This is a genomic window from Corynebacterium sp. ACRPO (assembly GCF_022347205.1).
Lineage (GTDB): Bacteria > Actinomycetota > Actinomycetes > Mycobacteriales > Mycobacteriaceae > Corynebacterium.
Genome location: NZ_JAKRNE010000001.1, coordinates 188,058 through 214,338 on the forward strand (window position 1 = coordinate 188,058; position 26,281 = coordinate 214,338).

At 58.4% G+C, this 26,281-nt stretch carries 26 protein-coding genes; 10 read left to right on the top strand and 16 right to left on the bottom strand.

From position 1 onward, the window contains the following. Positions 1–174: 174 nt before the first annotated feature. The 7 genes from MHY22_RS00880 to MHY22_RS00910 all read right to left on the bottom strand — a co-directional run bounded on the left by MHY22_RS00880 (position 175) and on the right by MHY22_RS00910 (position 7,949). Entirely contained in the window at positions 175–1,188 is a 1,014-nt protein-coding gene (locus MHY22_RS00880) for a sigma-70 family RNA polymerase sigma factor (protein ID WP_005325073.1), read from the bottom strand. Positions 1,189–1,370: 182 nt separating this feature from the next. Continuing rightward, complete coding sequence (locus tag MHY22_RS00885; RefSeq protein WP_370658817.1) at positions 1,371–2,162, bottom strand: transcriptional regulator; 792 nt, start codon at positions 2,160–2,162, stop codon at positions 1,371–1,373. 145 nt (positions 2,163–2,307) lie between these two features. After that, positions 2,308–3,681 (bottom strand): L-serine ammonia-lyase, encoded by a 1,374-nt coding sequence (locus MHY22_RS00890; protein WP_239277557.1) that lies wholly within the window; start codon positions 3,679–3,681, stop codon positions 2,308–2,310. 46 nt (positions 3,682–3,727) lie between these two features. Beyond that, positions 3,728–5,143 (bottom strand): HAAAP family serine/threonine permease, encoded by a 1,416-nt coding sequence (locus MHY22_RS00895; RefSeq protein ID WP_239277558.1) that lies wholly within the window; start codon positions 5,141–5,143, stop codon positions 3,728–3,730. A 358-nt stretch (positions 5,144–5,501) separates the two neighbouring features. Continuing rightward, on the bottom strand, positions 5,502–5,945 hold the full coding sequence (gene dtd / locus MHY22_RS00900; protein ID WP_239277560.1) for a D-aminoacyl-tRNA deacylase: 444 nt from the start codon (positions 5,943–5,945) through the stop codon (positions 5,502–5,504). Positions 5,946–5,987: 42 nt separating this feature from the next. Beyond that, on the bottom strand, positions 5,988–7,559 hold the full coding sequence (locus MHY22_RS00905; protein ID WP_239277561.1) for a class I SAM-dependent methyltransferase: 1,572 nt from the start codon (positions 7,557–7,559) through the stop codon (positions 5,988–5,990). Between the two features lie 15 nt (positions 7,560–7,574). After that, positions 7,575–7,949 (bottom strand): DUF3099 domain-containing protein, encoded by a 375-nt coding sequence (locus tag MHY22_RS00910; RefSeq protein WP_239277562.1) that lies wholly within the window; start codon positions 7,947–7,949, stop codon positions 7,575–7,577. Between the two features lie 137 nt (positions 7,950–8,086). On the opposite strand from MHY22_RS00910, the gene MHY22_RS00915 reads away from it, so the two are divergent. Beyond that, entirely contained in the window at positions 8,087–8,338 is a 252-nt protein-coding gene (locus tag MHY22_RS00915; RefSeq protein WP_005325062.1) for a DUF3039 domain-containing protein, read from the top strand. After that, positions 8,335–10,101, top strand: a complete 1,767-nt coding sequence (locus MHY22_RS00920; protein ID WP_225746858.1) for a DEAD/DEAH box helicase — start codon at positions 8,335–8,337, stop codon at positions 10,099–10,101. Before MHY22_RS00915 ends, MHY22_RS00920 begins: the two co-directional genes overlap by 4 nt. Positions 10,102–10,191: 90 nt before the next feature. Here the strand turns inward: MHY22_RS00920 and MHY22_RS00925 are convergent, their stop codons facing one another. Both MHY22_RS00925 and ppgK read right to left on the bottom strand, forming a co-directional pair. Then, positions 10,192–11,664, bottom strand: a complete 1,473-nt coding sequence (locus MHY22_RS00925) for an RNA polymerase sigma factor (RefSeq protein ID WP_239277563.1) — start codon at positions 11,662–11,664, stop codon at positions 10,192–10,194. Positions 11,665–11,864: 200 nt separating this feature from the next. Beyond that, on the bottom strand, positions 11,865–12,623 hold the full coding sequence (gene ppgK, locus MHY22_RS00930; protein WP_239277565.1) for a polyphosphate--glucose phosphotransferase: 759 nt from the start codon (positions 12,621–12,623) through the stop codon (positions 11,865–11,867). On the opposite strand from ppgK, the gene MHY22_RS00935 reads away from it, so the two are divergent. Both MHY22_RS00935 and MHY22_RS00940 read left to right on the top strand, forming a co-directional pair. After that, positions 12,622–13,509, top strand: a complete 888-nt coding sequence (locus MHY22_RS00935) for an inositol monophosphatase family protein (RefSeq protein ID WP_239277567.1) — start codon at positions 12,622–12,624, stop codon at positions 13,507–13,509. The genes ppgK and MHY22_RS00935 overlap by 2 nt on opposite strands. Before the next feature lie 112 nt (positions 13,510–13,621). Continuing rightward, positions 13,622–13,912 (top strand): DUF4193 domain-containing protein, encoded by a 291-nt coding sequence (locus MHY22_RS00940; protein ID WP_005325023.1) that lies wholly within the window; start codon positions 13,622–13,624, stop codon positions 13,910–13,912. A 112-nt stretch (positions 13,913–14,024) separates the two neighbouring features. Here the strand turns inward: MHY22_RS00940 and MHY22_RS00945 are convergent, their stop codons facing one another. After that, on the bottom strand, positions 14,025–14,561 hold the full coding sequence (locus MHY22_RS00945) for a DUF3093 domain-containing protein (protein ID WP_370658818.1): 537 nt from the start codon (positions 14,559–14,561) through the stop codon (positions 14,025–14,027). A gap of 64 nt (positions 14,562–14,625) precedes the next feature. Here MHY22_RS00945 and dut point away from each other — a divergent pair, with 64 nt between their 5' ends. From dut to dxs, 5 genes are all read left to right on the top strand, one after another. Then, positions 14,626–15,099 (top strand): dUTP diphosphatase, encoded by a 474-nt coding sequence (gene dut / locus MHY22_RS00950; protein WP_239277569.1) that lies wholly within the window; start codon positions 14,626–14,628, stop codon positions 15,097–15,099. Positions 15,100–15,147: 48 nt separating this feature from the next. Continuing rightward, the gene (locus tag MHY22_RS00955; protein WP_239277571.1) at positions 15,148–16,095 is read left to right on the top strand and encodes a DUF3710 domain-containing protein; all 948 of its coding nucleotides are present in this window, start codon (positions 15,148–15,150) and stop codon (positions 16,093–16,095) included. 17 nt (positions 16,096–16,112) lie between these two features. Continuing rightward, positions 16,113–16,835 carry a DUF3159 domain-containing protein gene (locus tag MHY22_RS00960; RefSeq protein WP_239277572.1) on the top strand — a complete coding sequence of 241 codons (723 nt, stop codon included), beginning with the start codon at positions 16,113–16,115 and terminating at the stop codon, positions 16,833–16,835. Then, on the top strand, positions 16,828–18,051 hold the full coding sequence (locus MHY22_RS00965) for a class I SAM-dependent RNA methyltransferase (RefSeq protein ID WP_239277573.1): 1,224 nt from the start codon (positions 16,828–16,830) through the stop codon (positions 18,049–18,051). The genes MHY22_RS00960 and MHY22_RS00965 overlap by 8 nt, the downstream gene beginning before the upstream one ends. 138 nt (positions 18,052–18,189) lie before the next feature. Next, positions 18,190–20,115, top strand: coding sequence for a 1-deoxy-D-xylulose-5-phosphate synthase (gene dxs / locus MHY22_RS00970; RefSeq protein WP_239277575.1), 1,926 nt, complete (start codon positions 18,190–18,192; stop codon positions 20,113–20,115). Between the two features lie 8 nt (positions 20,116–20,123). On the opposite strand, the gene MHY22_RS00975 is transcribed toward dxs, so the two are convergent. Then, the gene (locus tag MHY22_RS00975; protein WP_239277577.1) at positions 20,124–21,386 is read right to left on the bottom strand and encodes an HRDC domain-containing protein; all 1,263 of its coding nucleotides are present in this window, start codon (positions 21,384–21,386) and stop codon (positions 20,124–20,126) included. Between the two features lies 1 nt (position 21,387). Then, positions 21,388–22,047 carry a DUF3000 domain-containing protein gene (locus MHY22_RS00980; protein WP_370658819.1) on the bottom strand — a complete coding sequence of 220 codons (660 nt, stop codon included), beginning with the start codon at positions 22,045–22,047 and terminating at the stop codon, positions 21,388–21,390. A 146-nt stretch (positions 22,048–22,193) separates the two neighbouring features. On the opposite strand from MHY22_RS00980, the gene hemQ reads away from it, so the two are divergent. After that, positions 22,194–22,895, top strand: coding sequence for a hydrogen peroxide-dependent heme synthase (gene hemQ / locus MHY22_RS00985; RefSeq protein ID WP_239277578.1), 702 nt, complete (start codon positions 22,194–22,196; stop codon positions 22,893–22,895). A gap of 110 nt (positions 22,896–23,005) precedes the next feature. Here the strand turns inward: hemQ and msrB are convergent, their stop codons facing one another. The 4 genes from msrB to MHY22_RS01005 all read right to left on the bottom strand — a co-directional run bounded on the left by msrB (position 23,006) and on the right by MHY22_RS01005 (position 26,269). Beyond that, positions 23,006–23,428 (bottom strand): peptide-methionine (R)-S-oxide reductase MsrB, encoded by a 423-nt coding sequence (gene msrB / locus MHY22_RS00990; RefSeq protein ID WP_005328550.1) that lies wholly within the window; start codon positions 23,426–23,428, stop codon positions 23,006–23,008. Between the two features lie 9 nt (positions 23,429–23,437). Beyond that, the gene (locus MHY22_RS00995; protein WP_239277580.1) at positions 23,438–24,589 is read right to left on the bottom strand and encodes a glycosyltransferase family 87 protein; all 1,152 of its coding nucleotides are present in this window, start codon (positions 24,587–24,589) and stop codon (positions 23,438–23,440) included. 18 nt (positions 24,590–24,607) lie between these two features. Then, complete coding sequence (locus tag MHY22_RS01000) at positions 24,608–25,294, bottom strand: pyrimidine reductase family protein (RefSeq protein WP_239277582.1); 687 nt, start codon at positions 25,292–25,294, stop codon at positions 24,608–24,610. 72 nt (positions 25,295–25,366) lie between these two features. Continuing rightward, the gene (locus MHY22_RS01005) at positions 25,367–26,269 is read right to left on the bottom strand and encodes a DMT family transporter (protein ID WP_239277759.1); all 903 of its coding nucleotides are present in this window, start codon (positions 26,267–26,269) and stop codon (positions 25,367–25,369) included. Positions 26,270–26,281: the final 12 nt, after the last annotated feature.

Consider the following 26,281-nt stretch of genomic DNA (forward strand, 5'->3'; position numbering starts at 1 on the left):
CCAAGAACGGGAAAGCGCTTTCTAGACTCTGCAGTCCAGATTAGCCTACCCAAGGCTTGGTTCGCCGCTAAGAACCAAGCCGATGCCTTATCAACGCCAAACCCCGAGCCCATGGCGGTACGTTGCCAAATGGGCCCGGGGAGAGGATGTGTTGCCGAATGCGGTAGGCGTGGATTACAAAGCGTACTCGCGCAGGCGATCGGCGCGATTGCCATCGCGCAGCTTTGCCATAACTTCGCGCTCAATCTGGCGTACACGCTCGCGCGAAAGACCGAAGCGGCGACCAATCTGATCCAAGGTGCGCGGAACACCATCATCGAGGCCATAACGCAGGCGGATGACATCCTGCTCGCGCTTTTCCAAGGTGTCAATCACACCGCGGATATCAGAGTGGCGCATAGATGCGACGACCGCAGTTTCAGCATCGGTAGCTTCTGCATCTTCAATGAAATCGCCCAAAGGAGCTTCTTCATCGGTGCCTACCGGCATATCGAGAGAGACCGGATCGCGTGACTGGCGCAGCAGCATTTCAATCTTGTTCTCGTCAATACCGGATTCTTCCGAAAGTTCCTCGTTAGTAGCTTCGCGGCCCAAGGATTGATACATCTCGCGCTTAATGCGGGAAAGCTTGTTAACCTGCTCAACCAAGTGGACTGGGAGGCGAATGGTGCGGGACTGGTCAGCCATGCCGCGGGTAATCGCCTGACGGATCCACCAAGTGGCATAAGTGGAGAACTTGAAGCCCTTGGCGTAATCGAACTTCTCCATTGCGCGGATAAGGCCTAGGTTGCCCTCTTGGATGAGATCCAGCAGTGGCATACCGCGGCCGGTGTAGCGCTTTGCCAGCGAGACGACGAGGCGCAGGTTGGCTTCGAGCAGGTGGGAGCGTGCCTTCTTGCCTTCGCGGGCGAGGATCTTAAGGTCGCGCTTTTCTGCGCGGGTGAGCTTTTCTGCGTTATTGAGCTTGTACTCCGCGTACAGTCCAACCTCGATGGCCTGAGCGAGTTCTACCTCATCTTCCGCGCTGAGCAGTGCGGTCTTGCCGATGCCGTTGAGATAAACGCGGACGAGGTCGGCTGAAGGATTATCGTTGGTTTGGTTGCGGCGAGATCCGCGGTCTACTTCCTGTTCTTCATCAGTAGTGGCACTTGAAGTGCCCTTGGCGGTGGTGGCAGATGTCTTCGTCATAGTGAAGCCTCCTGAATTTGTCGCCGGTTTCACAAAGTACAACGGAGTCTTAAGCGATTTAGTTCCCGGTGCGGAGAGAAATATTAAAAACAGTTGTTCCCCGTGGTACAACTCCACCTTTTCGGGGGAGAGGTACCACGGGGAACGGTTACGAGCTGCGAATAGCTAGGAATGTGGAACTACTATCCACGCACCTGGACGAGGTAGCGGTAGATAGTCGGTTCAGATACGCCTAGGCGCGTCGCTGCCGCGGCGATTCCTCCTTTAAGGAGGAAAAATCCTGCATCCTCAAGGTCAGAAACCACCTCGAGGCGCTCTTCGCGCTGCATGCGAGGAACTGGCGTGCTCTGGTTGGAAATCGCAGAGTTCAACATGGAATCGAGAAGGTGCTCCACGTTAGAACGCAAAGACTCGCTGACTTCTTCCTTCTTTGGTTCCTCTTCTGCAGCCTCGTCTTCTGGAACTGGGTCTGGTACCGCTACGGGGCGCTGCGGTTGCTCCTCCGTGCCGGGGTAGCCGCCGAAAGCCTTGGACTTATCAAATGCGGGATCATCTGCGTTGCCGATAAGTGCGGCGGCAGCATCGCGAATGTGTACCAACTCGGAGACATCAACATTGATGCACAGCATGCCGCGCATATGGCCGGAGTCGTCGCGGATGAAGTAGCTTGAAGAGCGGCAAATCTTGCCTTCCGCATTGACGGCGCGGTAGCCGGTCATCATGGGGATTGCTGCGGCATCGCCTTGTTTCATAAACCACAGTGCGAAGTCGGTCACGGGGCCGCCTAGCTGCCGGCCGGAGATGTGGCCGTTGGCGATGGCCATGATGGATTTATCGGGAACGTCGAGATCGTGGAGTACGATTTCGGTGTTTGGGCCCATTGCCTTACCGAGGAATTCGACGAGGGGAATGTACTGCTCGAGGAAATTTTCTTCGGAGGCACTGCCGCTAGGGAAGTTCATTAGCTGAAGCATGTCCTTTAATTCCTGTCAGGTTATAGAGAAGATATCACACGGAAGCGAATAGGCGGAAGGGGGGAGTAGCGCCAAGAAAGCCGGATGAACACAAGCGGCTTAGCGCTGTGCTCACCCGGCTCATCGCTTCTTTACAGGGTGGTCTCTATCCACACACCGGAACTGGCGGGTGAACTGCTAGGGCCAGGCCACCTTGTGAGGTTTCCCTGTACTTGGCGTTCATATCCTTACCAGTCTTATACATGGTCCAGATGACTTCGTCCAAAGAAACGCATGGCTTGCTCTCGCGCTCCAGCGCCATGCGAGCGCTGGTGATGGAGTCAACGGCAGCGACAGCGTTGCGCTCAATGCAGGGTACCTGAACCTGTCCAAGGACTGGGTCACAGGTCAGGCCTAGCTTGTGCTCCATGCCAATCTCGGCTGCAATGCAAACCTGCTCTGGGGTAGCGCCCATGAGCTGGGCGAGACCGCCAGCAGCCATGGAGCACGCTACACCAACCTCACCCTGGCAGCCGACCTCAGCGCCAGAGATGGAAGCGTTCATCTTGTACAGGGAAGCAATCTGGTTGCAGGCGAAGATGTAATCAGCAAACATCTCGGTGGTAACGGGCTCAACGAACTTGTCGTAGTAAGCCAGTACTGCCGGGACAACGCCGCAGGCGCCGTTCGTAGGTGCGGTGACAACGCGGCCGCAGGATGCATTCTCTTCAGAGATAGCCAGTGCGAACATATTGACCCAGCTGAGGATGTTCAGACCATCGTGCGGTTCAGACTGCTCCAGGCGGCGCCTGAGGGCAGCGGCGCGGCGGGGGACAAGCAGGGAGCCTGGGAGTGGGCCATCAGTAGCGGAGCCGCGCTTGATGCCGGTGTACATGACATCGCGAACCTTGCGCAGGTGCTCGTTGACCTCTTCTTCGGAACGAAGTGCCAACTCATTGGCAAGGCCTAGCTCCGGGAGGGTCATGTTGTTCTTCTCGCATAGCTCGAGCATCTCTGCGGCGCTGGCGTACGGGAAGGGGATATCAACCTTGGCGTCTGTGCGCGTGGCAAAGTCTTCCTGCTTGACGATGAAACCGCCGCCGACCGAGTAGTAAGTCTTGTGCAGGATGTCTTCCTCGCCGGCGAAGGCGATAAGACACATGCCGTTCTCGTGCATCGGGAGGTACTCGTCGTGGAAGAAGAAGCCGCCGTCCTTAGGGAACTCCACCTCGTGGGAGCCGCCCAGCATGAGCTTCTCGCTGCTGCGGACATTCTTCATGAATTCGGAGATGCCGTCGATATCAACCGTCTCTGGCTCTTCACCAGCGAGGCCAAGGAGGATGGCCTTGTCGGTGGAGTGGCCGATGCCCGTGAGGGAGAGGGAGCCGTAGACATTTGCCTGAACTCGAGTGACCTTGTCAAAGAGGTCTTTTTCCTTGAGTTCGTCCACGAAAGCTTTGCCGGCTTTCATTGGGCCAAGGGTGTGTGAGCTTGAGGGGCCGATGCCAATCTTGAACATATCGAAGATGCTGATGAACATTGTTCTTTCCTTGAATCCTCTGCGATTTTCTCGTCTGCGGCGGTGCCTAGAAGGCCTGGACGATGGAGTAGATGATGGTTGCTAGGGCGACGAGGCCCATGAAGAAGACGAAGTAGTTGGAAGCCTTGCCCTTGTAGCGCTTCAGTGCTGGAACCTTGTGGATGGCGACCATTGGGATGATGAAGAGCATGATGGCAATCGTCGGGCCACACAGGGTTTCAATCATGCCCAGGATGGATGGGTCAGCCCAGGCGACGAGCCAAGCGGTGACCAGCATGAAGATGAGGGTGATGGTATCGAGCTTGTGGGCGGACTCTGCGTCGTCCTTGCTTGCGTTCTTGCTGCCCTTGATGACGAGACCTTCGAAGCCTTCGGCTGCGCCGAGGTAGTGGCCGAGGAAGGACTTAGCAACTGCAATCATGGCGATGATTGGGGCAATCCACTGGATAAGTGGGTTATCGAAGTGGTTGGCCAGGTAGGACAGGATGGTGATGTTTTGTGCCTTAGCGTCTGCCATGTCAGCCGGGGAGAGGCTCAGAGCGCAGGAGAAGACGAAGAACATGACCACGACGACCATGAGGATTTCTGCGCGGAGCAAGGTCTTACGGGACTTGGCCTCGGCGAACTTGCCGTAGGTCTGGCGGCGGTCAACGGCGAAGGAGGAAATCATCGGGGAGTGGTTGAAGGAGAAGACCATAACCGGAACCAGCAGCATCAGGGTAACGCCCATGCTGTGGCCAGAAGCCTCGCGAGCAACGTTGAGGTCGAAGGAATCAAAGAGTGCGGTATTCCACTTCGGGATGAGGTAGAGGGAAAGTAGAACCAGGATGCCGATGAATGGGTATACCAAATAGGACATGACGTGAACTACGACGTCCTTGCCCATGCGGACAATTAGGATAAGGCCGCCTACCAGCAGTAGCGAGGTAAGCCAGCGGTCCGGCGGGGTGATTCCGAGCTGGTGCTCCAAGAAGGAGTTGACCGTGTTGGTGATGGTTACCGAGTAGACCAGCAGGATGGGGTAGACCGACAGGAAGTACAGGATGTTCATCAGAACGCCGGCCTTCATGCCAAAGTGCTCCTCGACGACGTCCGTGAGGTCACCGTCTGGCTTGGAGCTGGACAGGACCAAGCGAGTCATTCCGCGGTGGGCCCAGTAGGTCATGGGCAGTGCTACCACCGTCATGATGATCAGTGGGATGATGCCGCCGATACCGGCGTTGATGGGGAGGAAGAGGACGCCGGCGCCGATTGCGGTTCCGAACAAGGAGAGCATCCATACGGTGTCTTCCTTATTCCACTTCGGTGCACCCTTCTGGCCATCAAACGGAGTGTCAATGCCAGGGGCTGGTGCGGATTCTTTGGAGGAGGGAGCTGCCTTGGAGGTCTTGAGGTCCTCAGGCATCTCAGCCTGGTTTTCTGGGTGCTGGGCTTTGTTACGCCGCTTGATTGAGTGGGACATTTTCTTTCCTACATCTAGTTGGTCGGCCGAAGCGTTTGGGCTTCTGCAACCATGATTGAGAAAATCTTTCTCACTCAATTTTGCGTTTGTAGGACTTTGAGAAACTGTCTCTCATCCTGCATATCCAGCCCTTTTGCTTCGCTGTGCCCTCAGTATAGAACAAAATCTTGCAGGGTGATAATAAATTATTGCACTTCAGGTAGGGCATTTATCACTCTCTGAGAATTTGCATTCCGCAGGGCTTTATGGCTTGCTCTACACGGAATCCGGAAAAGTGGTGTGAGTCACGGAAACGTTTGTAAAAGGGCCTGCTTAACACGATTTTCAGATCTCGCGGGGCGGAAATAGAGGGTGCGGGCTAGGTCTCTACTAAGACGGTGAAAGGTCCTTCGTTCACAGAGGAAACGCGCATTTTAGCCCCGAATTGGCCTGTTTCTACTGACACGCCGCGTTCCCTAAGGTTCGCAATAATCTCCTCGATGACCGGTTCGGCCTCGGGTCCTGGGGCAGCATCCGCCCACGAAGGGCGCCGTCCCTTGGCAGTGCGGCCGTACAAAGTAAATTGGCTCACCACAAGCACGGGCGCTCCGGCATCAATGACTGACACTTCGCCATCAAGAATGCGCAGTTCGGCAATCTTGCGTGCCATTTTCTCGGCGCGGGGCTGCCAATCATCCATATCCTCGCGCGAGACCCCAACTAGAGCGAGAAGACCACCGGTTTCGGGGCAATCGATGGCTCCTACGGTTTCTCCATCGACGGTTACTGTGGCCTCTGATACCCGAGTCAAAACTGCGCGCATGGTTTACTTCTCCTTATATAACGAGTGGGGGACAGTGTGGATCTAGCTGAGGTCCGGCGAATCGGTATCCAAGAGGAGGTCGGCTGGGATAAGCAGTCCATGTCGGACCATATCGATGACGGCAGGTAGAGCGGCTGCGGTGAGTTCTTCTTCGTCGAATCCGTGCGCCGCCGCATACAAGCCGATGGTTTCTTCCAGGTTCAAGCCCTGTGGGTTGAGTCCGGCGACAATGGCAGCGATGTGTTCATCTACTTCGTGGCTCCAGCGCGGACCGTCGGTGCGAGTAAGACGTTGAGCGGCCCGTGTAAAGCCCTGGCCCAATTCCCCGTCTGGGGTGCTGATATCTTCGCGTGCCAGCCCCGGGCGTACGTGGAAATGCTTTCCCTGTAGTTCCCCGGGTACTAGGTCGCGCAACCACGCCACACGGGCAAAGTATTCTTCTACTTCAGGGCCAAGTGGGTCGCTAAAGGCCTGGGGCATTTCTTCGGCCAAGATATCGGCAGGTTCATCGTCGCCGATGCGTTGGATAGCGACAAAGCCAAAGCCAATGCCATTGACCTCATGCTGCTGGAAATGTTCCAGCCAGGCGCGAGAGCGCTCTTGGCCTTCAGGGGAGCGTACATCCAGAGACTCGTCCTCGAGCCAGGTAGACACATAGAGTGCGGGATCGGCTACGTCGCGCTGGATGATCCAGGCGGCAATTCCCTTGTCCGGCAGCCAGGAGGCAACGCGTTGCTGCCAGGTTTCGCCGCTGGTGTGTACCCAAGCGGCCAGAAGGTGAGCCGTTCCGCCAGGGGTTAGGTGATCGGTGGCCCGAGAGACAACCAGCTCGCTAGCACCGTCCAGATTTAACCCGGAATCGCGGTAGACGTGGCCAACTTCAGGAAGGCCAACAACAAAAGGTGGGTTAGCTACGAGGCGGTCAAAGCGGCGGCCGGCTACGGGGTCGAACCACGAACCTTGCAGCAATTCCACTTTCTTGCTTTCGCCAGTAGCGGCGATGGTAGCCTCGGCCAACTCCAACGCACGCTCATGCACGTCGGTGGCGGTAATCTTTTCAGCGCAATCGAGCTGCCCCAGCAATTGGACGCCCGAGCCAGTGCCTAGGTCTAAGACGCTGCCCACTGGGCTTACTGGCGTGGATTGCAGCAGCGAAAGGCTTGCCGCACCAACGCCAAGCACATGGTCTGGGCCGGGTACGTGGTCGACCAAGGAGGCGTCGACGTCGGAGAAGATGAGACGGTTGGCGCCAACGATGATGTGGGGGCGGATATCGAGGGCAATGTAGGCCTTGCCATGGGCGTCGGCAAGCGCAACATTGGCATCCAGCAACTGGGTAGCCAGGCGCGCACCTACCGCCTCGCCTAAAAGCGTCGCCGGTAGGTGTTCATGCAGGAGGAAGAAGCGGATCAATAGATCCAATTGAGATTCGCTGTGCGCGGCGAGCGCAACTGGTGCGGGTTCGCCGCGGAAGAGGGCCTCGGTAACTTCCGGACCTAGGTGCCCGGCTATGCCATCGGTAGTAAAACCGGCGGCGGTAAAGACATCGGAAAGCTCTTCGGCCAGCTTGGCTAGCGCGGTGGCATCAAAGTCGGGGCCAAAAGCGGTCGTCATGAAAGCAGGAATCCTTTACTCTTCTTCGTGATCGATGATGTCGTGGTGTGCCTCAATAGGTCGGGCGGTGCCGCCGGATACCTGTGGGGCGCGGGCTTGGTTATAAAGCTGCCGGTTCATGGCTGGCTTGTACACGTTTTTCTCGCGCTTATCCTTCTTTTCACCTCGGCCGTTGCCAATCACCACTGCTATCCAGGGGAGGGGAAACGTCACGCCCACAATGATGGCGGCTAGAAGCCACCAATGCATATAGAGGAAAAATCCGGCGATGAGCAGGGAAGGAACGCGCAAAAACTGGAAGATTCCGTACTGAATTTCGCGGCGCTTGCGGTCCTGGCCAGGCGTGAGCTTGGCATCTGTGATGAGATAGCGCTCTTTTTTGCCAAACAACCTAGACTCGGCTCCCCTCGTGCGCGTCGGCGTTCCCTCGATAAGGGGAGAGGGGCGCAGCGGCTGGCGTGCATGACGTGTACATGTTCTCCAAGGGTAGCCGCCTGACTCGCAAAGTTCGATGCCGATGCGGCAAAATGGAGTGCGTGACTACGACTACGAAGACAATTGAACGGCCAGATATTCGTGAAGACACTTCGACGACGGATAATGACACGCCGAAGTTCTTCCACTACGTCAAAAAGGATCACATCCTCGATTCCGCGGTGAACGGCAAGTATGTCGTTGCGCTGTGCGGCGAAACATTCCCGGTGACCAAGCAGGCAAAGCCGGGTTCTCCGGTGTGCCCCGATTGTGAGCGTGTGTATAAGGGTCTGCGCCGCAAGTGAGGACTTTTAAGAAGACTAACCTTCGCGCCTGGCAGCAATCCGCCCTCGATAAATTCCTCGCCACTAAGCCGCAAGACTTCATGGCGGTGGCGACCCCAGGCGCCGGTAAAACTACCTTCGCGCTGCGTATCGCGACGGAACTTATGGAAGACCGTACTGTCGAGCGCGTAATCGTGGTGGTGCCTACCGAACACCTCAAGACCCAGTGGTCTAGCGCTGCCGCACGCGTAGGTCTGGCTCTAGATCCGGCGTTTAGCAATTCCTCCGCCGTCAATCCTTCTATGGACGGCATTGTGGTGACCTATGCGCAGGTGGGCATGCATCCCTTTAAGCACCGCGCGGTTGCCTCTGCTCGGCGCACGTTGGTGATTTTGGATGAGATCCACCATGCCGGCGACGCTAAGAGCTGGGGCGATGGCGTCAAGGAAGCTTATGACGATGTCAATCACCGCTTGGCTTTGACCGGTACGCCTTTCCGCTCCGACGACTCGCCCATTCCATTCGTCCAGTACGTGGACGATGGGGAGGGGCACAAGGTATCCCGCTCGGACCATACCTATGGCTATGGCGATGCGCTTGCCGACGGCGTCGTGCGCCCCGTTGTCTTTCTTTCTTACTCTGGCGAAGCCCGCTGGCGCGATTCGGCCGGTGAGGAACATGCAGCCCGTTTGGGCGACATTATGAATGCGGAGCAAACCGCCCGAGCGTGGCGCACCGCTTTGGACCCCAAGGGCGAGTGGATTCCTGCGGTGCTGCAGGCGGCGCATACCCGCCTGATGCAAATGCGACGCAATATGCCGGATGCCGGCGGCCTCGTGCTGGCTTCGGATACGACGACCGCACGCGCGTATGCCAAGATCCTCAAACAGCTTTCTAATACGCCAGTGTCGGTGATTTTGTCTGATGATCCCGGTTCTTCGGACCGCATTCAGGAATTTTCTGAGTCCACCGATGAGTGGATGGTGGCGGTCCGCATGGTATCTGAGGGCGTCGACGTCCCGCGCCTTGCGGTGGGCGTCTATGCTACCTCGGCATCGACCCCGCTCTTTTTCGCCCAGGCCATCGGCCGCTTCGTGCGCTCGCGCATGCCGGGCGAGACGGCATCGGTTTTCCTTCCATCGGTTCCTGTCCTGCTGGGCTTGGCCGAAAATATGGAAAAGTCCCGCGACCACGTCTTGGGTGAAGAAAAGCCCGACAAGGAAGGTTGGGATGACGACCTGCTAGAGCAGGCGAATCAGAAGAAGACCGAACCAGACATGCTGGAGAAGTCATATGAGTCGCTTGGTGCCGAAGCAGAGTTTTCGGGACTGCTCTACAACGGTTCTCAGTTCAATACTGGGGATATGACCACTGATGAGGAAGCGGACTTCCTTGGCATTCCCGGGCTACTTGATGCGGACCAGGTAAAAGATTTGCTGCGCAAGAAGCAATCCGAGGAAATGGATCGCCGCGAAGCGGAGGAAAAAGCGCGACGCGCGGCTGAGGCGGAGGAAGCCCACCGCCGCAAGCTCTACGGCATGGACTATGCGCCGGCCTCACGGAAGAAGTCTATGGAGTCTGAGTCCAGCGACACCGGAGTCGTCGATGAGCTAGGCCAGCTGCGCAAAGAACTCAACACGGTAGTCTCCATCGCTGCCCAGCGCTCGGGCCGCCCGCACGGTGCTATCCATACTGAGGTGCGCAAGGCCTGTGGCGGCCCGCCCACCGCGCTGTGCAATGCCGAGCAGCTGCGCGAGCGCATCGAATACCTGCGCAAGTGGTAGAACAGCCCACGGTAGCTAGAGAGTAGTTACGCAGAAAGCCCGCACCGAAAAAATTGGTGCGGGCTTTCTGCGCTCCTGCAGCTGCAGCGATTAGTCGAGGTAATCGCGCAGAACCTGCGAACGAGAGGGGTGGCGCAGCTTCGACATCGTCTTGGACTCGATCTGGCGAATGCGCTCGCGGGTAACTCCGTAGACCTGGCCAATCTCGTCTAAAGTGCGCGGCATACCGTCGGTCAAGCCAAAGCGGAGGCGAACCACGCCGGCTTCACGCTCGGACAGCGTAGTCAGCACGTCTTGGAGCTGATCCTGTAGCAAGGTGAAGGATACGGCATCGACCGCAATGACGGCCTCGGAGTCCTCGATGAAGTCACCCAACTGGGAATCGCCTTCGTCACCGATGGTCTGATCCAAGGAAATGGGCTCGCGGGCATATTGCTGGATTTCGAGCACCTTTTCCTCGGTGATATCCATCTCTTTCGCCAGCTCCTGCGGGGTAGGCTCGCGGCCCAAGTCCTGCAAGAGTTCGCGCTGGATGCGGCCCAGCTTGTTGATGACCTCCACCATGTGCACTGGGATGCGGATGGTACGAGCCTGGTCAGCCATGGCGCGGGTAATGGCCTGGCGGATCCACCAGGTGGCGTAAGTGGAGAACTTATAGCCCTTGGTGTAGTCGAACTTCTCCACCGCGCGGATAAGACCCAAGTTTCCTTCCTGAATGAGGTCCAAGAAAGCCATGCCACGGCCGGTGTAGCGTTTGGCCAAGGAAACCACCAGACGCAGGTTGGCCTCCAGTAGGTGGTTCTTGGCCTTGCGGCCATCGCGGGCGATGCTGCGCAGGTCGCGCTTTTCCATGGGGGAGAGCTTGGCGGCCTTATCGCCTTCGGCGCGGGCCTTTTCCATCTCATCCATGCGGTGCTGTGCGTACAGGCCAGCCTCGATGCGCTTAGCTAGGGAAACCTCTTGCTCGGCGTTGAGCAGGGCGACCTTACCAATCTGCTTGAGGTAGGCGCGGACGGAGTCAGCAGAGGCGGTTAACTGCGCATCCTTGCGTGCTTGGCGCAGCGCAGCGGACTCTTCCTCGTCCCAGACGGAAGAGGTGTCTTCCTCTTCTTCCTCATCGTCGTCGTCCAAGTCCTCTTCGAGGTCATCGTCCTCGAGGTCTTCGCCGGCGTCGAAGTCATCATCGTCTTCGATGTCCGCATTGGTGGGATCGAAGTCGACGTCTTCGTCGTGCTCGTCCTCCTCGAGCTCATCTTCTGCTTCCGGCTGTGCCTGCTTTTCGGACTCGGCTGGGGATTCCTGCTTCTTTGCCGCGGATTTGCGGACCGTCTTCTTAGTGGCCTTTTTGGCTGACTTCTTAGTGGTCTTCTTGGCCGACTTTTTTGCGGTCTTCTTCGCAGTCTTCTTGGCTGTTTTCTTAGCGGTCTTTTTGGCCGTCTTCTTAGCCGTCTTTTTCGCGGTTTTCTTTGCCGTCTTCTTGGCGGTCTTCTTTGCAGGAGTAGATGCCTCAGCGGCGTTTTCGCCCTCGCCGAGTGCCTGGTCTGAAGATTCAGTGGCTGCCACGTACGCCCTTTCGACTAACTTCTTGATTGAAACAGCTCAGAGCGCCCTAATCGGGCGCTCGTGCATCAGTGTGATGTTAACGCGTTGTGGCCTTATGCAGGCCAGACACGCCCTAGAGCTATTTAACTTAGGATCGACCGCCCAGTATAGAGGATCTTTCCAATCTGCCGGTGGATAGGGTCACCTGCAGTGCGTAAATACTACGGTTTCAAACCGTCTACCGCCGCCATCGCAGCTCCGACAATTCCCGCGCGATTGCGCAGTTGTGCAGGCATGACGGGGGTTTCAATATCAAGGTGTGGGCCCCACTTTTCAAACTTGCGGGAAATCCCACCCCCAATGAGGAAGGCCTGCGGGTTAAAGAGCTTTTCATATTCCGCGAGGACCTTGTTGAGTCGTTTAGTCCACTGCTTGTACTTGAGTCCCTCGCGGTCCTTTACGGCCGAGGACGCAATTTTCTCAGCCTCGTCATCGCCCACCGTGAGGTGCCCCAGTTCGGTATTCGGGAACAACTGGCCGTCTAGGAAGAAGGCCGAACCGATACCGGTGCCCAGGGTTAGGAAGATTACGGATCCTTGCTTGGCGATGTCCTCTCCGTAGGCAACCTCGGCTAGTCCCGCCGCGTCGGCGTCGTTAAGCACAGCAAAATCCGAATCCAGGTAGTCCGCAAAGAGTTCTGTGGCGTTGACCCCAATCCAGTCCTTGGAAATATTTGCCGCAGTCTCGACTTCCTGGTTGCGAACCACGGACGGCAGGGTGATGCCAACGGGGCCGTCCCACTGCTTTTCCTGCACGATGTGAGCTACCACCTTGGCAACATCATGCGGCGTAGACGGCTGTGGGGTGGCGATCTTCATGCGTTCACCCACGAATTCGCCGGTGGCGAGGTCCACCTCAGCGCCTTTAATGCCGGAGCCGCCGATATCGATGCCAAAGGAATGGCCAGAAAGAGTAGTCATGCCCGACAGTCTAGAAGAAGGCACAATAGTTGGCATGACTGAGCAGATCGATTTTCTCCAATTGCGGGATTTTGCCGTTTCCACCGCCACGCGCGCTGCGGAATTAATTACTACGCGGCGTGCAGAACTCGTAGCCGGTGACGGCATTGCGGCGCATACCCACACCAAGTCCAGCGACGTAGATCCCGTAACGGAGGTCGATACCGCGACAGAGGAGTTCATTGCCACCACCATTCGCACCCAGCGCCCCGGGGACGGAATTTTCGGCGAAGAAGGCGCCAATGAGGAATCGACCAGTGGCGTTACCTGGATTGTGGATCCGATTGATGGCACCGTGAATTTCCTCTACGGGGTGCCGGACTACGCCGTATCCATTGGTGCGGAATACCAAGGTCACCTCGTCGCTGGCTCGGTGCTCAACGTGGCGCGCGGGCGCACCTATGCGGCCGCAGCCGGGCAGGGCGCCACGGTCACCGGATCAGACGGAATTGAGCACGCACTGCGGTGCAACCAGACACAAGATCCTGCGTTGGCCTTGGTAGCTACCGGCTTTGGATACGAAGCTGACCGGCGAGCAGCCCAAGCCGAGCTTCTTACCAAGCTCCTGCCTAATGTGCGTGATATTCGCCGCATCGGCGCTGCTGCGCTCGACCTGTGCCGTGTGGCAGAGGGAACCGTTGATGCCTACTTTGAGCACGGTATCAATGCCTGGGACTTCGCCGCAGGGGCAATCATTGCCCGCGAAGCGGGTGCGGTGGTGCGCCATCCAGGTTTTGATAAAGGCTCCGCTGACGGTGAACTTACCTGGGCCGCGGGGGCAGATTTGGCCCCCGCATTCGAAAAGCTTTTAGCAGCGCACGGGGCCACGGACGCGCTGCGGGGGTAATAGTTTTCCACGCCGGCGAGCGGTGAGATGACATCTAGCCATTTGTGCTTTACTATGCGCGATCGATAAATACCCATTCCTTAAAGCAACTTGACCATTAGGGGCGTGCATTATGGCCACCGATTATGACGCACCGCGCCGGCGCGCGGAAGATGAACTCGAAACTGACTCCCTAGAAGGACTCAAAGCCGCTGAGAGCGATAACAACGGCATGGACGATGACGGAGAAATCGTCGAAGCCTTCCAGCCGCCATCAGTAGACCTCACGGGCGAGGAGCTTAATGTTGAGGTAGTTCCACGTCAGGAAAATGAGTTTACCTGCGGTTCGTGTTTCCTAGTGCAGTCCAATAAGCGCTACTCCCACGAAGAGGACGGCCAGCCAATCTGCAAGGATTGCGCCTAAAAGGAATACGCACCAGAAACGAAACCCCGCACTCGGCAACTTTTCACCTGCCGAATGCGGGGTTTGCTATTGCAGCCACCAAACTTTCGGTGGTGTGCAAAGCTATTAAAGATTAGTGCTGTTCCGGAACGAAAGCGTGGAGCAAAGCCTCCGGATCCTTCGAGGCGATGAGCCAATAAGGAGTATCATCTTCTGGATCATCGAGCACCATCATGGCGTGCTCATCCACCCAAGCGTGGGAAACCAAAAACGCCGCGGGATCGAACTGCGGGCCCAGGGCATTGCGCCGCGCAGATTTGGGAACTGTGATAGACCGCGAGACGACGTCGTTAGGCAATTGGGCATCTTTGACCGTGAGCCAACGCGTTCCATCCGGGTCACGCTCTACCTTGATGACTGTATTGGACCAGGTAATAAGTACCCACACGGCGATAGCACCAAGGAGGATCGCGGGAATAATGGTCCACCACATGGAGCGGTTAAGGCCGGCGGTAGCGGAAGTAAGCCCCACGATGGCGGCTGCAAAAAGCCAAAAGTACCAAGGGACCCATTGGCGTTCGCGGTAGAGCACCTGAGGGGTCACCGTGCCCTGTGCCGAAGCGGCGCTTGACGGTGCCGGAGTTGCGGAAGTAGCAGATGTATCAGACACGTCTAGTCAGTCTAGACCACACGTGCCGCAGAATGAACCTCCCAAGGCAGGTAGGATTGGCCAGGTGACTGACTCGATTCCGCATTCTCAGCCAGAAAGCCCCTTTGGGGACGTTAAAGTCAAGCGCCTGGATAAGGGGCTTCCATTACCGCACCGTGCCCACCGTGGTGACGCCGGTGCAGACCTTTACGCAGCCGAAGCTCTTACCCTGCAACCCGGCGAGCGCGCCCTCGTCGGCACCGGGATTGCCATTGCGCTGCCACTAGGAACGGTCGGCTTAATTCACCCGCGCTCCGGACTAGCCGCCAAGCAAGGACTTTCTGTTGTCAATACCCCGGGCACGGTAGATGCCGATTACCGCGGGGAGATCAAGGTCTGCCTCATCAACCACGACCGGCACACTCCCATTGAGATCGAACGCGGAATGCGCATCGCTCAGCTCGTGGTCCAGCGCGTAGAGCTGGTGGGGTTTGCTGAGGTTGAAGAATTGGATGACACCGTCCGCGGAGCCGGTGGTTATGGCTCTACCGGTGTGTAGTTAAAGCAGTAGAGACTCAACGAAACTTTTAGAAAGGAAGTAGCACCCATGGGAATCTGGCCCTTTGGCAAGAAGAACGACGAAGAAAAGAAGGCTCAGGAAAAGGCTGCAGCCCAAAGCGAAAAGCCGGCGGACCCCACGCCCGCGGATGCGGAGGCGCAGGAGACCTATGCTCCAGTAGGCGACACCGCGGCAGATGCCGCGGCGGCTTCTGGCAATGAACCTCGCGAATTCGCTCATGATGCCATCAATGGCCAGACCGGCCCCTTTGATGGTGACTCCGTCGATATCGAGACCTTTGATTTCAGCGACTTTTCCATTGGCGTATTAGACCTGGGGTCCCTGCGCATCCCACTGCCAAAGGAATCCCAGGTACAGGTGGAAATGGGCGAACAAGGCCCACGAATGCTGCACATCGTGACCAAGGTAGGCCGAATTACTCCCGTAGCCTTTGCCGCCCCACGTAAGCCAGGCCAGTGGGCAGAATCCGTGGAGGAAATTAAGGAGGGCATGAGCCGCGATGGTCTTACCGTAACTACCGAGCCAGGGCCTTGGGGTGCCGAGGTCGTAGGCAAGAACGACAACGGCCAGGTCCGCGTCATCGGTGCAGATGGTCCGCGCTGGATGCTGCGCATGACCCTGGCCGCGCCGGCCGGCATGGAAGCCGACCTCGCAGACATGGCTCGCGAAGTAGCCGCCCGTACCTTCGTCTACCGCGGGGAAGACCCCATCCTGGCAGGAAATGCTTTGCCGGTCATCATGCCCGAGCAGCTCGTAGAACAGGTCAAGCAGGCCATGGACCAGCGCCAGCAAGAACAGCAGGCAGCCGCTAATGCTCAAGACCACCCAGAAAACGGCGTGGGCGGCCCCGACCCTGCGGCAGAAGCAGAGGCGGAGCAACACCTGCGCGATTTGGGCGGCGCCCCACAACAGGGCGAGAATGGATCGTCCCCGCAGAATCCCGATGAGGGCTCTGCACCTAATTCCAAGAACTAGGCAAAGCAGTAAACCACGTGACACATTATTCCTCGCCGCAACCTTCCCCGGACGCTAAGAACCTGGACTCTGAGGAGTCTGCTGCCGAACCCACCCTGCTGGAGCAAATGGGAGGCTTATCAGGGCTCATCTCGGCCACCTTGCCAGTCATTGTGCTGATTCCCATCAATAACTTCTTTGGGCTGGGGCCAGCCTTGACGGCGGCGCTCGGCGTGGCCGTTGTTATTGCACTCTGGAGGGTAATCCGTAAAGAGACCCTGCAGCCAGCCATATCGGGTCTGCTGGGAGTGGCCCTTTGCGCAGCCATCGCCTGGTTTACCGGTGATGCCAAAGGGTATTTCTTGTACGGCATTTGGATGTCGTTGGCGCTGTGTATTGCCGCGGTACTATCAATCCTCTTTCGGTGGCCCGCTGTGGGTGTCATCTGGAAGGGGATTAATGGCGAGGAAATGCAGTGGCAAAAGGTTGCCCAGGCGCGCCGGGCCTATGCCATCGCTACTGGTGGGTGGGCGGTTATCTTCCTGGCCCGTTTTGTTGTTCAGCGCGCCATTTATGATGCGGATGCAACCACGGCCTTAGGGGTGACCCGAATCTTGATGGGGTGGCCATTGACGCTTCTAGTTACGGCGCTGACCGTGTGGATGGTGCGCCGCGCGGATGCAGCCGTTGACGCAGCGGCGGGCGCAGGTGAGCACACTAACGCAGAACGAGAACCAAAGTCTGAGGCAGAAAATGACTGAATCAACGATGAGCCGCGGCGATAGTCTTGAGGTCACCATTGACCGCATGGCGCACGGCGGGGAAGGAATTGGCCAAGCGCCGGATGGGCGAGTGGTATTCGTTCCTCGCGCTTTTCCTGGTGACGTCGTAAAGGCTACGGCCGGCCGTGTAAAGAAGTCGTTCATTAAAGCGGAACTGGAAAGCGTGCTAAGCCCTGGGCCACTACGCGTGCCATCGTCTTGTCCCGCTGCCGCGCAAGGAGCTGGCTGCTGTGATTTCGCCGAGCTGGATCCCGCGGCCGAAACCGGAATCAAGGCAGAGATCTTATCGGAGCAGCTGCGCCGCACCGGCGTTGTCACCGGCGAGGAACTAAACATTGAGCAGCACACCCTAGAGCCGGTTCGGGGATGGCGCACGCGGGTGAGGTGGGGCGTCGACAAGCAAGGGCGCGCCGGAACCCGTCAGCGTCGGTCCAATGAGCTTGTTACGGGCGCTGCTTGTACGCAGCTGGCTCCGGGATTGGCAGAGGGGCTCGTTGGAGAGGGCGCGCGCCGGTTTACCCCAGGCGCCGAGGTCATCGCCGTTCTCGATGGCGATGGCAACCGCCACGTGGTAGAAACCCGCAAAGCCCCGCGCGGGCGCCGCGTGGAGACCATCCGTGAGGTGGTAGAAGGCAGCGGCAAGGTACACGAGCATGTCGACGGGCGGACGTTTAGCTTTCCTGCTACCGCCTTCTGGCAGGCCCACAGCCACGCACCGGCCGCGTATACCGATCTGATAGCGGAGTGGCTCGGGGGTCGCGAGTACCAAGAGCACACCGCCTGGGATCTCTACGGTGGCGTTGGCCTATTCGTTCCCGCATTGGCCCATGCCGTGCAGGGCAAGGTTATCTCCGTGGACTATTCACCGGCGGCTACGGCCGGGGAACAGGCCGCCCTTGCAGACTGCGATGTGGAAGTAAAGTCCGCGAAGGTCGAGCAAGTCGCCGCACAGCTTCCCAAGCCTGGCGCTGTAGTCCTTGATCCGCCGCGCACCGGTGCAGGGGAGGACGTGATTCGTTCCGTGGCGGCCGCTGCACCCCAGGCGGTCGTTCACGTGGGATGTGACCCCGCCACCTTCGCGCGCGACTTGGGATATTGGAACCAGCACGGATATGGAATAGAAAAGATGGCACTCATTAACGCGTTCCCCGGAACGCACCACTTTGAAACGATTGCGCTCATTACCCCTGACTAATGAACCTTTATGGTTCCGAGGCGGGGTGTTGCACGTTGCCGCGCCGTTCTCGGAACATTGACCGATATAATATTCACCGCCCGCCGCGGGTACGGTAGAAAAGAAGAACTAAGCACAGAAGGAGTTGAAGGCCGCTCCATGACTATCTTGGATACCATTAACTCGCCGCAGGACCTCAAGGCGCTGTCTGCAGACAAGCTTGAGGAGCTGGCGGCAGAGATTAGGCAGCGCCTCATTGACAAGGTCTCCGTCACGGGCGGACATCTGGGGCCTAACTTGGGCGTGGTGGAATTGACCATTGCGTTGCACCGTGTATTTGATTCTCCGCGTGAGCCCATTATTTTTGACACTTCGCACCAGTCCTATGTGCATAAGATGCTGACTGGGCGCACGGATCAATTCGATACCTTGCGGCAAAAGGACGGCCTTTCGGGGTATACGGACCGCGGCGAGTCCGAGCATGACTGGACCGAGTCCTCCCACGCTTCGGCGTCGTTGTCTACGGTTGATGGCTTGTCTAAGGCCTTCAAGATTCGCGGCGACGGTCACCGCAATGTCATCGGTGTTGTCGGTGATGGCGCCCTCACCGGCGGCATGTGCTGGGAGGCGTTAAATAATATCTCGGAGGACAAGGGCCGCAATGCGGTTATCGTGGTCAATGACAACGGCCGTAGCTATTCGCCCACTATCGGTGGCATTTCCGAAAACCTCGGCCGCATCCGCTCCCAGCACGGTTACGACGAGCTCATGGAACAGGGCAAGCGCCGCCTGAAGCAAATGGGATGGGTAGGCGAGCGTGCCTTTGATGCCTTGCACGCCATGAAGGAAGGCGTCAAGTCCACCGTCTTGCCTACCGAGATGTTCCCGGAACTGGGCATGAAGTACATCGGCCCCATCAACGGGCACAATATCGATAGCTTGGTACATGCCCTGACTTATGCCCGCGATTATGACGGGCCCATCATCGTGCACGTGGTTACCGAAAAGGGCCACGGATTTGCCCCGGCCGTCAATGAGCCGAAGGACCAGATGCACTCCACCGGTGCTATTGATCCGGTTACCGGTGTGGCTAAGGGCACCAAGCAACCTGGGTGGACGGCTGCCTTTTCAGAGGAGCTGTTAGCCGCTGCCGAAAAGCGCGATGACATCGTTGCCATTACCGCTGCTATGGCCGGTCCTACTGGGCTCGCCCCCTTCCAAGAGCGCTTCCCAGAGCGGTTCTTTGATGTGGGAATTGCCGAGCAGCACGCAATGACCTCTGCCTCTGGTTTGGCGCTTGGCGGGATGCACCCCGTCGTGGCGGTATATTCCACCTTCTTAAACCGCGCCGTGGACCAAGTCATTATGGATATTGCGCTGCTAAAGCTGCCGGTAACCATCGTGCTTGACCGCTCTGGGGTTACCGGTTCCGATGGCGCTTCGCACAATGGCGTGTGGGATATGGCGCTCATGAGCATTGTGCCAGGAATGCATATTGCCGCCCCGCGCGATGGCGCGCGCCTGCGGGAGCTCTTCCGGAAGTCGCTAGAGATTGAATCTGGCCCGTCCGTGGTCCGCTTCCCTAAGGGCAATCTGCTGCCGGATATGGAAGCGGTGGATACCTTGGGCGATGGCGTAGACATCCTGCACTATGGCGAAGCCGATGCGGGCGAGGACACCCCCGAGGTACTCATCGTTTCCATCGGGGCCATGTCCGCTCGCAGCATCGAGGCTGCGAAGCAGCTGGGCGAACAGGGCGTAAACGTTACCGTTGTTGACCCGCGTTGGGTGGCGCCGGTGGCAAGCTCTGTGGTGGCTCTCGCCGCTGACCACGACTTGGTGGTTACGGCAGAAGACGGCCTTGTCCGCGGCGGTATTGGCTCCATGATTTCGGAGGCCCTCAGCGCAGCCGAGGTCGATACTCCTGTGCGCCGACTCGGCGTTCCGGGATACTTCCCTAAGCACGGCTCTCGCGGCGAGGTTTTGGAAGAGTTCGGGTTGACGCCTGAGCTTATGGCGGCGTCGATAAGCGAGTGGCTAAAAAACCTCACTGCTGATGCCAACGCGCGAGGAGAAAAGGACTAATCCTAGCCTTAGCCTGCTAAATATTCGTAGAAAAGACCGTCCACGATAATCGGGGCGGTCATTTCTATTTGCCATTCGCGCGCGCCCTCCGCGCGGAGGAAGGCAGCGACGTCGCCAGGCTGCCGGATGGCGCCGGCGACAGAATCAGGTCCGCGGTGGCGCTTATCGGCGCGCACACCTACCTTCGCCCATACCGCTGCACGCACAGCGGCAGGGCGGATAAGGATCTCGGAAGGCATACCGAGTTCAGCAGCGAGATCGGCGATATCCGCGCGGATAGTCTGGTAAATCTCCCATAGGTCTGGGTAGTCCTCGGCCCAGATGGTTTTGGAAGGAACCGGTTGTGGGGCGCGATGGACGCGAGGCCGCTGCTGCGGGGGAACGGTGCGCGCTTGGTTAAGTACAGTCATCCACTGGGCGGTGGCGCCTTTGCGCCGGCGGGGAAATCCCTTGACTCGGGCAAGATCGCCCGCGGTGGTGGGAAGGGTGCGCGCAATTTCTACCAGCGTCTTATTCGCTAATACCCGGCCGGGCGCAGTGTCCGTGCGCCGAGCGATAGCGTCGCGCTTGGCCCACAGTGCTCGAGCAGCAGCGAGCTGACTGCCGCTGCGCAAACTGGAGATGCCCTTCAGATCACGCCACGTGTGTGGCTGGGGAGCAGAGTCTCCGGAATGTTCCTGGATTATGGCGGAAAATTCTTCTAAAGCCCAGTCCATCTTGTCCTGTTCGGCCAAAATGTCGCGCAGGGCGTCGGCTAGCTCGAGGAGTAGTTCCACATCGAGCGCGGCGTAAGCCTTGAGTTCCTCGCTGAGCTGCGGGGTGGACCAGTCGGCGTCGCCGTAGCCCTTTTCCAATTCGACGTCAAAAAGCTCTGCGACCATAGTTCCCAGATTGGGCCGTTCAAATCCCGCGAGCCGTGCCGCCAGTTCCGTGTCAAAGATGGAGCCAGGGAAGAGACCGAGCCACCCGAGACAAGGCAAATCCGAATGGGCAGCGTGAATAATCCACTCCGCGCTGTTGAGCACTGGGGCAAGGGCGGCCGTGAGCTCCTCGCGGTGTCCTTCAGGGGCAAAAAGCATCGTGCCCGCGCCGCGGCGGCGAATTTGCACTAGGAAGGCGCGATCATCGTAGCGATAGCCGGAGGCGCGCTCGGTATCGATGGCAAAGGGGCCCGTACCCGCGGCGAGGCGGGCTGCGGCAGCGGTGAACTCCTCCGGGGTAGCAAGAACCGGCGGGACGCCTTCGAGCGGCCGGCTGCGCAATTCTGGCATATTAGCGGCCGAGCTCAGTGACGCCCTCAGGGGGTAGTCCGGCAACGTTGGCCAATACCTGGGCAAAGGCCTGCACGTGGGGTGCCAGATCGAGGCCTTCGGCAGTCCACGAAGCACGCATTTCAATCTGGTAGGCGCGCGGTGGCCCGCCAATCTCGCCAAAACGCACGGACGCGGTGGACGTGACGGTGCCGCCCAAATTGGTGTGGCCGGCACCCTCCTGTTCTAAGCCTTCGTTGAGCCATTGCCACGCCACATCGGGCAAGAGCGGATCGCCGGCTACGGCGTCGTCCATATCGGCCTGAATATAGGCCACAAGGCGCATGGCGCCCTCCCAAGCCTCCTCAGCGCCCGGATCGTGGAGCAGGATGAGGCGACCAAAGGCGTCGCCCTCTGCATCGGTGGGCACGATATCTGGGTTGTCTTCGTTTCCCACTTCGAGGCCGATTGCGTGGCTAAAGGGCGCAAGGCGTTGCGGTGGGCGAATGGAGCCTAGCGTTATCTCAGGGCGCAGTTCGGCCGCATGCATGGACTCCACTGCTTGGGTGAAAGCGGCGGGGGTAGCTGGCTCGTGGCTTTCCGCCTGCCCGTGCAAAGGGGTGGGGGCGGAGGCCTCGGCGCTGCGTGGGGTGGTCGATTCGGAATTGCTCACGACGTTCAAGCTATAGTTTCGCGTCCTCTAGCTGGGGGAGGCGCGCCGATGCGTGGGCGTGTCGTCCTCCTCGCGGCCGAGAAGTGACAAGGTTTCATATCCAACTTATGATGGATGTGTTCGTTAACCCAAAGGCTTCTGCAAAGGAGAACGCAATGGCGAAGCTTGATTACAAGGAACTCAACGCGGTTCAGCAATATTCCCAGCACGCAGTTTTTAAAGTGATCCCGGGCGCGCTCGGCACCGAGCGAGCGGAGATCATCGCCCAAGCGCAGGAGTTCTTTGCCGGCGTGGAAAAAGCCGGAAAGGTAACCGTGCGCGGCATTTACGACCTCACGGCTATGCGCGATTCCGCCGACTTCATGATCTGGTGGCACGCCGAGGAATTCTCTGACCTGCAAAAGGTCTTCGGGGACTTCCGCCGCGAGACCACTCTGGGCCAGGTAAGCGAAGTGACCTGGGTAGGCAATGCCTTGCACCGTCCAGCAGAGTTCAATAAGTCCCACCTACCCTCCTTCATCATGGGCGAGGAGCCCAAGGAGTGGATCTCGGTATACCCCTTCGTGCGCTCTTATGACTGGTACACCATGGACGATGAAAGGCGCCGCCGCATCCTCATGGAGCACGGTATGCAGGCGCGCGACTACCCCGATGTGCGCGCAAATACCGTCCCAGCCTTTGCCCTGGGTGACTATGAGTGGATTTTGGCCTTCGAGGCGGACGAGCTCCACCGCATCGTCGACCTGATGTACCTGATGCGCTACACCGAGGCCCGCCACCACGTGCGCGAGGAGATTCCCTTCCACACCGGCCGCCGCGTCAAGGACGTAGCAGAGCTCATTGCAGTACTGCCCTAAAAGAAACGCCGCCTAGCAGTAACCCTGCTTGGCGACGTCCCTTTGTTGCGCCCTGTCACTAGCCTGCAAGTTAGGCTGCCGACGGGGCGCTCTTTCTTGTGCATGCCACCTTAGGCGGTGCCACCTTCTACCGGCTTTTCCTCCAAGTCCAGGCAGATGGAGTTGATGCAATAGCGCAAGTCGGTGGGGGTATCGTAGCCCTCGCCTTCAAAGACGTGCCCCAGGTGAGACTCGCAGTTGGCGCACAGAACTTCTACGCGGCGCATGCCTAGCGAATTGTCTTCGCGCTCAATGATTTTGTCCCCTGCGAGTGGGGAGAAGAAGGATGGCCAGCCGCAGTGGGACTCAAACTTTTCCGTAGAGCGGAAAAGCTCGGTTCCACACGCGCGGCAAGAATAGACCCCCTCGGTGGTGGTATTGGTGTACTCGCCTACGTGGGGCGGCTCGGTGCCGGCCTCGCGCAGGACGTAGTATTCCTCGGGGCTTAAGCGCTGGCGCCATTCGGTATCGGCAATGAGCTTGAAATCGGTCATGGGCCGAGTCTAAACCGTGCTGCGCGCGGCACGCCACCAGCCGGCGACCGTAGCGAAAATTGCGACGATAAGCAGCGCCCATCCCACCGTTGCCGTGAAAAAATTCATCCAGCGACCAGCATCCGGGTGCGCTGTAGACGCCCAGGAAACGGGAGCCAAATAGAGGAAGGCCGCAAACCACGCGCCCGCGGAATGGAAAACCGAACGCTTGAGCACAACGGTAAACATCAATGGGAATAGCCACATGGAGTAATACTGCTGGCCAAGGGAAGACAGGAAGAAGATACCCACCATGATCGCCCCGCTAGTCGTCAGTGCCCACAAGGTCGGGTCGGAGTTGCGCCAGCGCAAAAGTCCGAGAATCGCTGCGGCCGAAAGCGCGGCAAAAATCAACCACACGGTCCAATACAGTCCCGCGCCAAAGTCAACGTAGGCGCGGAAGCCTGCCCAGGAAGAATTGGCATAGTCACGGGTTTCTGAGAGGTAGGGCAGGAGGTTATCCACAAAGCCGCTAGCGCCCGGCACCAGCGGCCACGCTAGGAGGTTGAGAATTACCGGTACGCCAATGCCAGTCGCGAGACTGCGCCATTGCAGCTTGACCAAGGGCAGGAAGAGCAACGGCGCAAATTGCGGTTTAATGACGATGGCCAAGCCAATGACCACGCCTGCCACCCAGCCCAGCCATGGGGTGCGCTCGGCGCGCAAGAAAGACCACAAGAACACGGCCATGCATAGCAAGAGAATGCCGTTGATATTGGTAAATGCGAGCGTATTGGTCACCGATTCCGTGACAAAGGCCAAAGCGATAGATACTGGCCACACTGCCGAAGTAAGTGTGCGGCCCACCGTAAGGGTGAGCACCGCTAGCGCTGCCACGATTGCAGCCGCGTTGGCGACGATGAATAGTCCCCGTGCCAACGAAAAATCCATGTGCGCTAGTGGTGCGAGCAGCAACGTGGCTCCCGGGGTATACAGGTACAGCGGGTCAACGTGGTTATAAGCCTGCTCATAGACCGGCTGGCCAGTGGCCATGCGTATCACAGCGTTATACACGGTGGTGAAATCATCCGTCGGCGTGCCATTGCGCGCGATGATGAAAACGCGATGCACAACAAGCAGGATGGCCACGGGCCAGGCGGCGGCATTGATTCGGGAATTCACGGCCCCTTAGTCTACGGCCTAGCGGGCGCGGGAATACCGCAGAAACACCGTGCCATCCTGATCAGCCGCGACATTTTCTAACTGCATGCGGCGATGGGAATGCTCGCCCTTAAAGGTCGCCATGGGAGTTTCCACGCCGGTAGATAGATGTGGGTCCAGGGTCAAATACATCTGGTCGATGGCATCGATGTCTACCAGCTGCCCTATCATTCCTGGCCCGCCCTCGCACAGCACGCGCTTAAACCCGCGGTCCTGCAAGACGGAAATGTAGTCCTGCACGGTTCCTTCGCCAGCATCGCAGATTTCCGCGCCTGTGGATTCGATGGTCGCGATGCGCTTTGCGAGCTCTTGATCGTCCCTGCTGCTATGGGGGACCAGGATGATGGGAGGGGTAGTAAAATCCGTGAAGAAGTCCGAGGTGACATCAAACTCAAGGCTGCGGGAAGGCACCGCAATCGGAGCCGGCCGCGAACCATCCCCGTTAGGTTTTACTCCGGAGTAGTCCTCCGCGCGCACCGTTTGCGCACCCACCAGCACGACGTCTGCCCAGTTACGTAGCGCAGCAAAAAGCTGCCCATCAGTGTCATTTCCCATGGCTTCGGAAACGTGGTTCATGGTTGCCGATCCAGTTAGTGTGCTGACCATATTTGTGCGGACGGTGAATACTTCACCGGAATCGGGGCCCAATAGCGAAGAGATATCCATATCTTCCCAGCCTAGTCAAGGCACCAGATACCCAGCACGGCAAAGTACCGGGCATAGCCACAGGAGTGGGGCTTACACCAGGCGGATGAGTATTACGCCAACCAAGATCACTGCAATGCCGGCTACCTGGCGCATTGCTACGCGGGCGCCCCGCAGGCGATCAATGAGCACGGAGCCCACCATGGAACCGAGAAGGGTTGCCACCACAGTAAGCCCAGTGCCAATTTGTGGTACTAAGGCCGCGTTGCCAAAGACAAACATGGCTCCCAAGGCGCCGCCTGCCCACATCCACCACGGATTAGCCTTACCCTCGGGACGCTCAATGCGAGGGCGCCAGCGCAAAACAATATTGAGCATTACGAGCGCGGAAACGCCAATACTAAAAGACACCAAAGCTGCACTAATGGGCGATCCGGTGATCTGACCCAGGTGGCCGTTGATGGCGGATTGGCATGCGGTAAAGCAACCAAAGACAAAGCCGGCGAGGCGCCAAAGCCACAACGCCATAGCGCTGTCTTCTTGCTTCGTCGGCGCGCCGGGGCTGGCGACGATAGAAATCACTCCACCGAGAACAACTAGTGCCCCAAGGGCGCGAATCAGGGAAAGTGGGGAAGTGGGGGAGTCAAACAACCCAAAGTGGTCGATGACAAGGCCCATCATGATTTGACCCGCGATGGGAAGAACTACGGTCTGAACTGCGCCCAGATGAGGAAACAGCAGGATATTTCCAGTAAGCGCAACCACGCCGAGCAGACCACCGAACCAAATCCACAGCGGTTCCCCAAAGGCACGGGAAATGCCGAATTCGCCGCCGGTGACGGCTGTCGCAATGACAAGCAAAGTCATCGTGCCCACGGCAAACGAAATGAGCGATGAGGAAAACGGCGTGCCAGTAGACGCGCGAAGGCGCGTATTAACCAGGGTCTGAACGGGCAGAACGAGTCCGGCGATAATGCCTAAGAGAATCCACAACACGTCGGGACACTT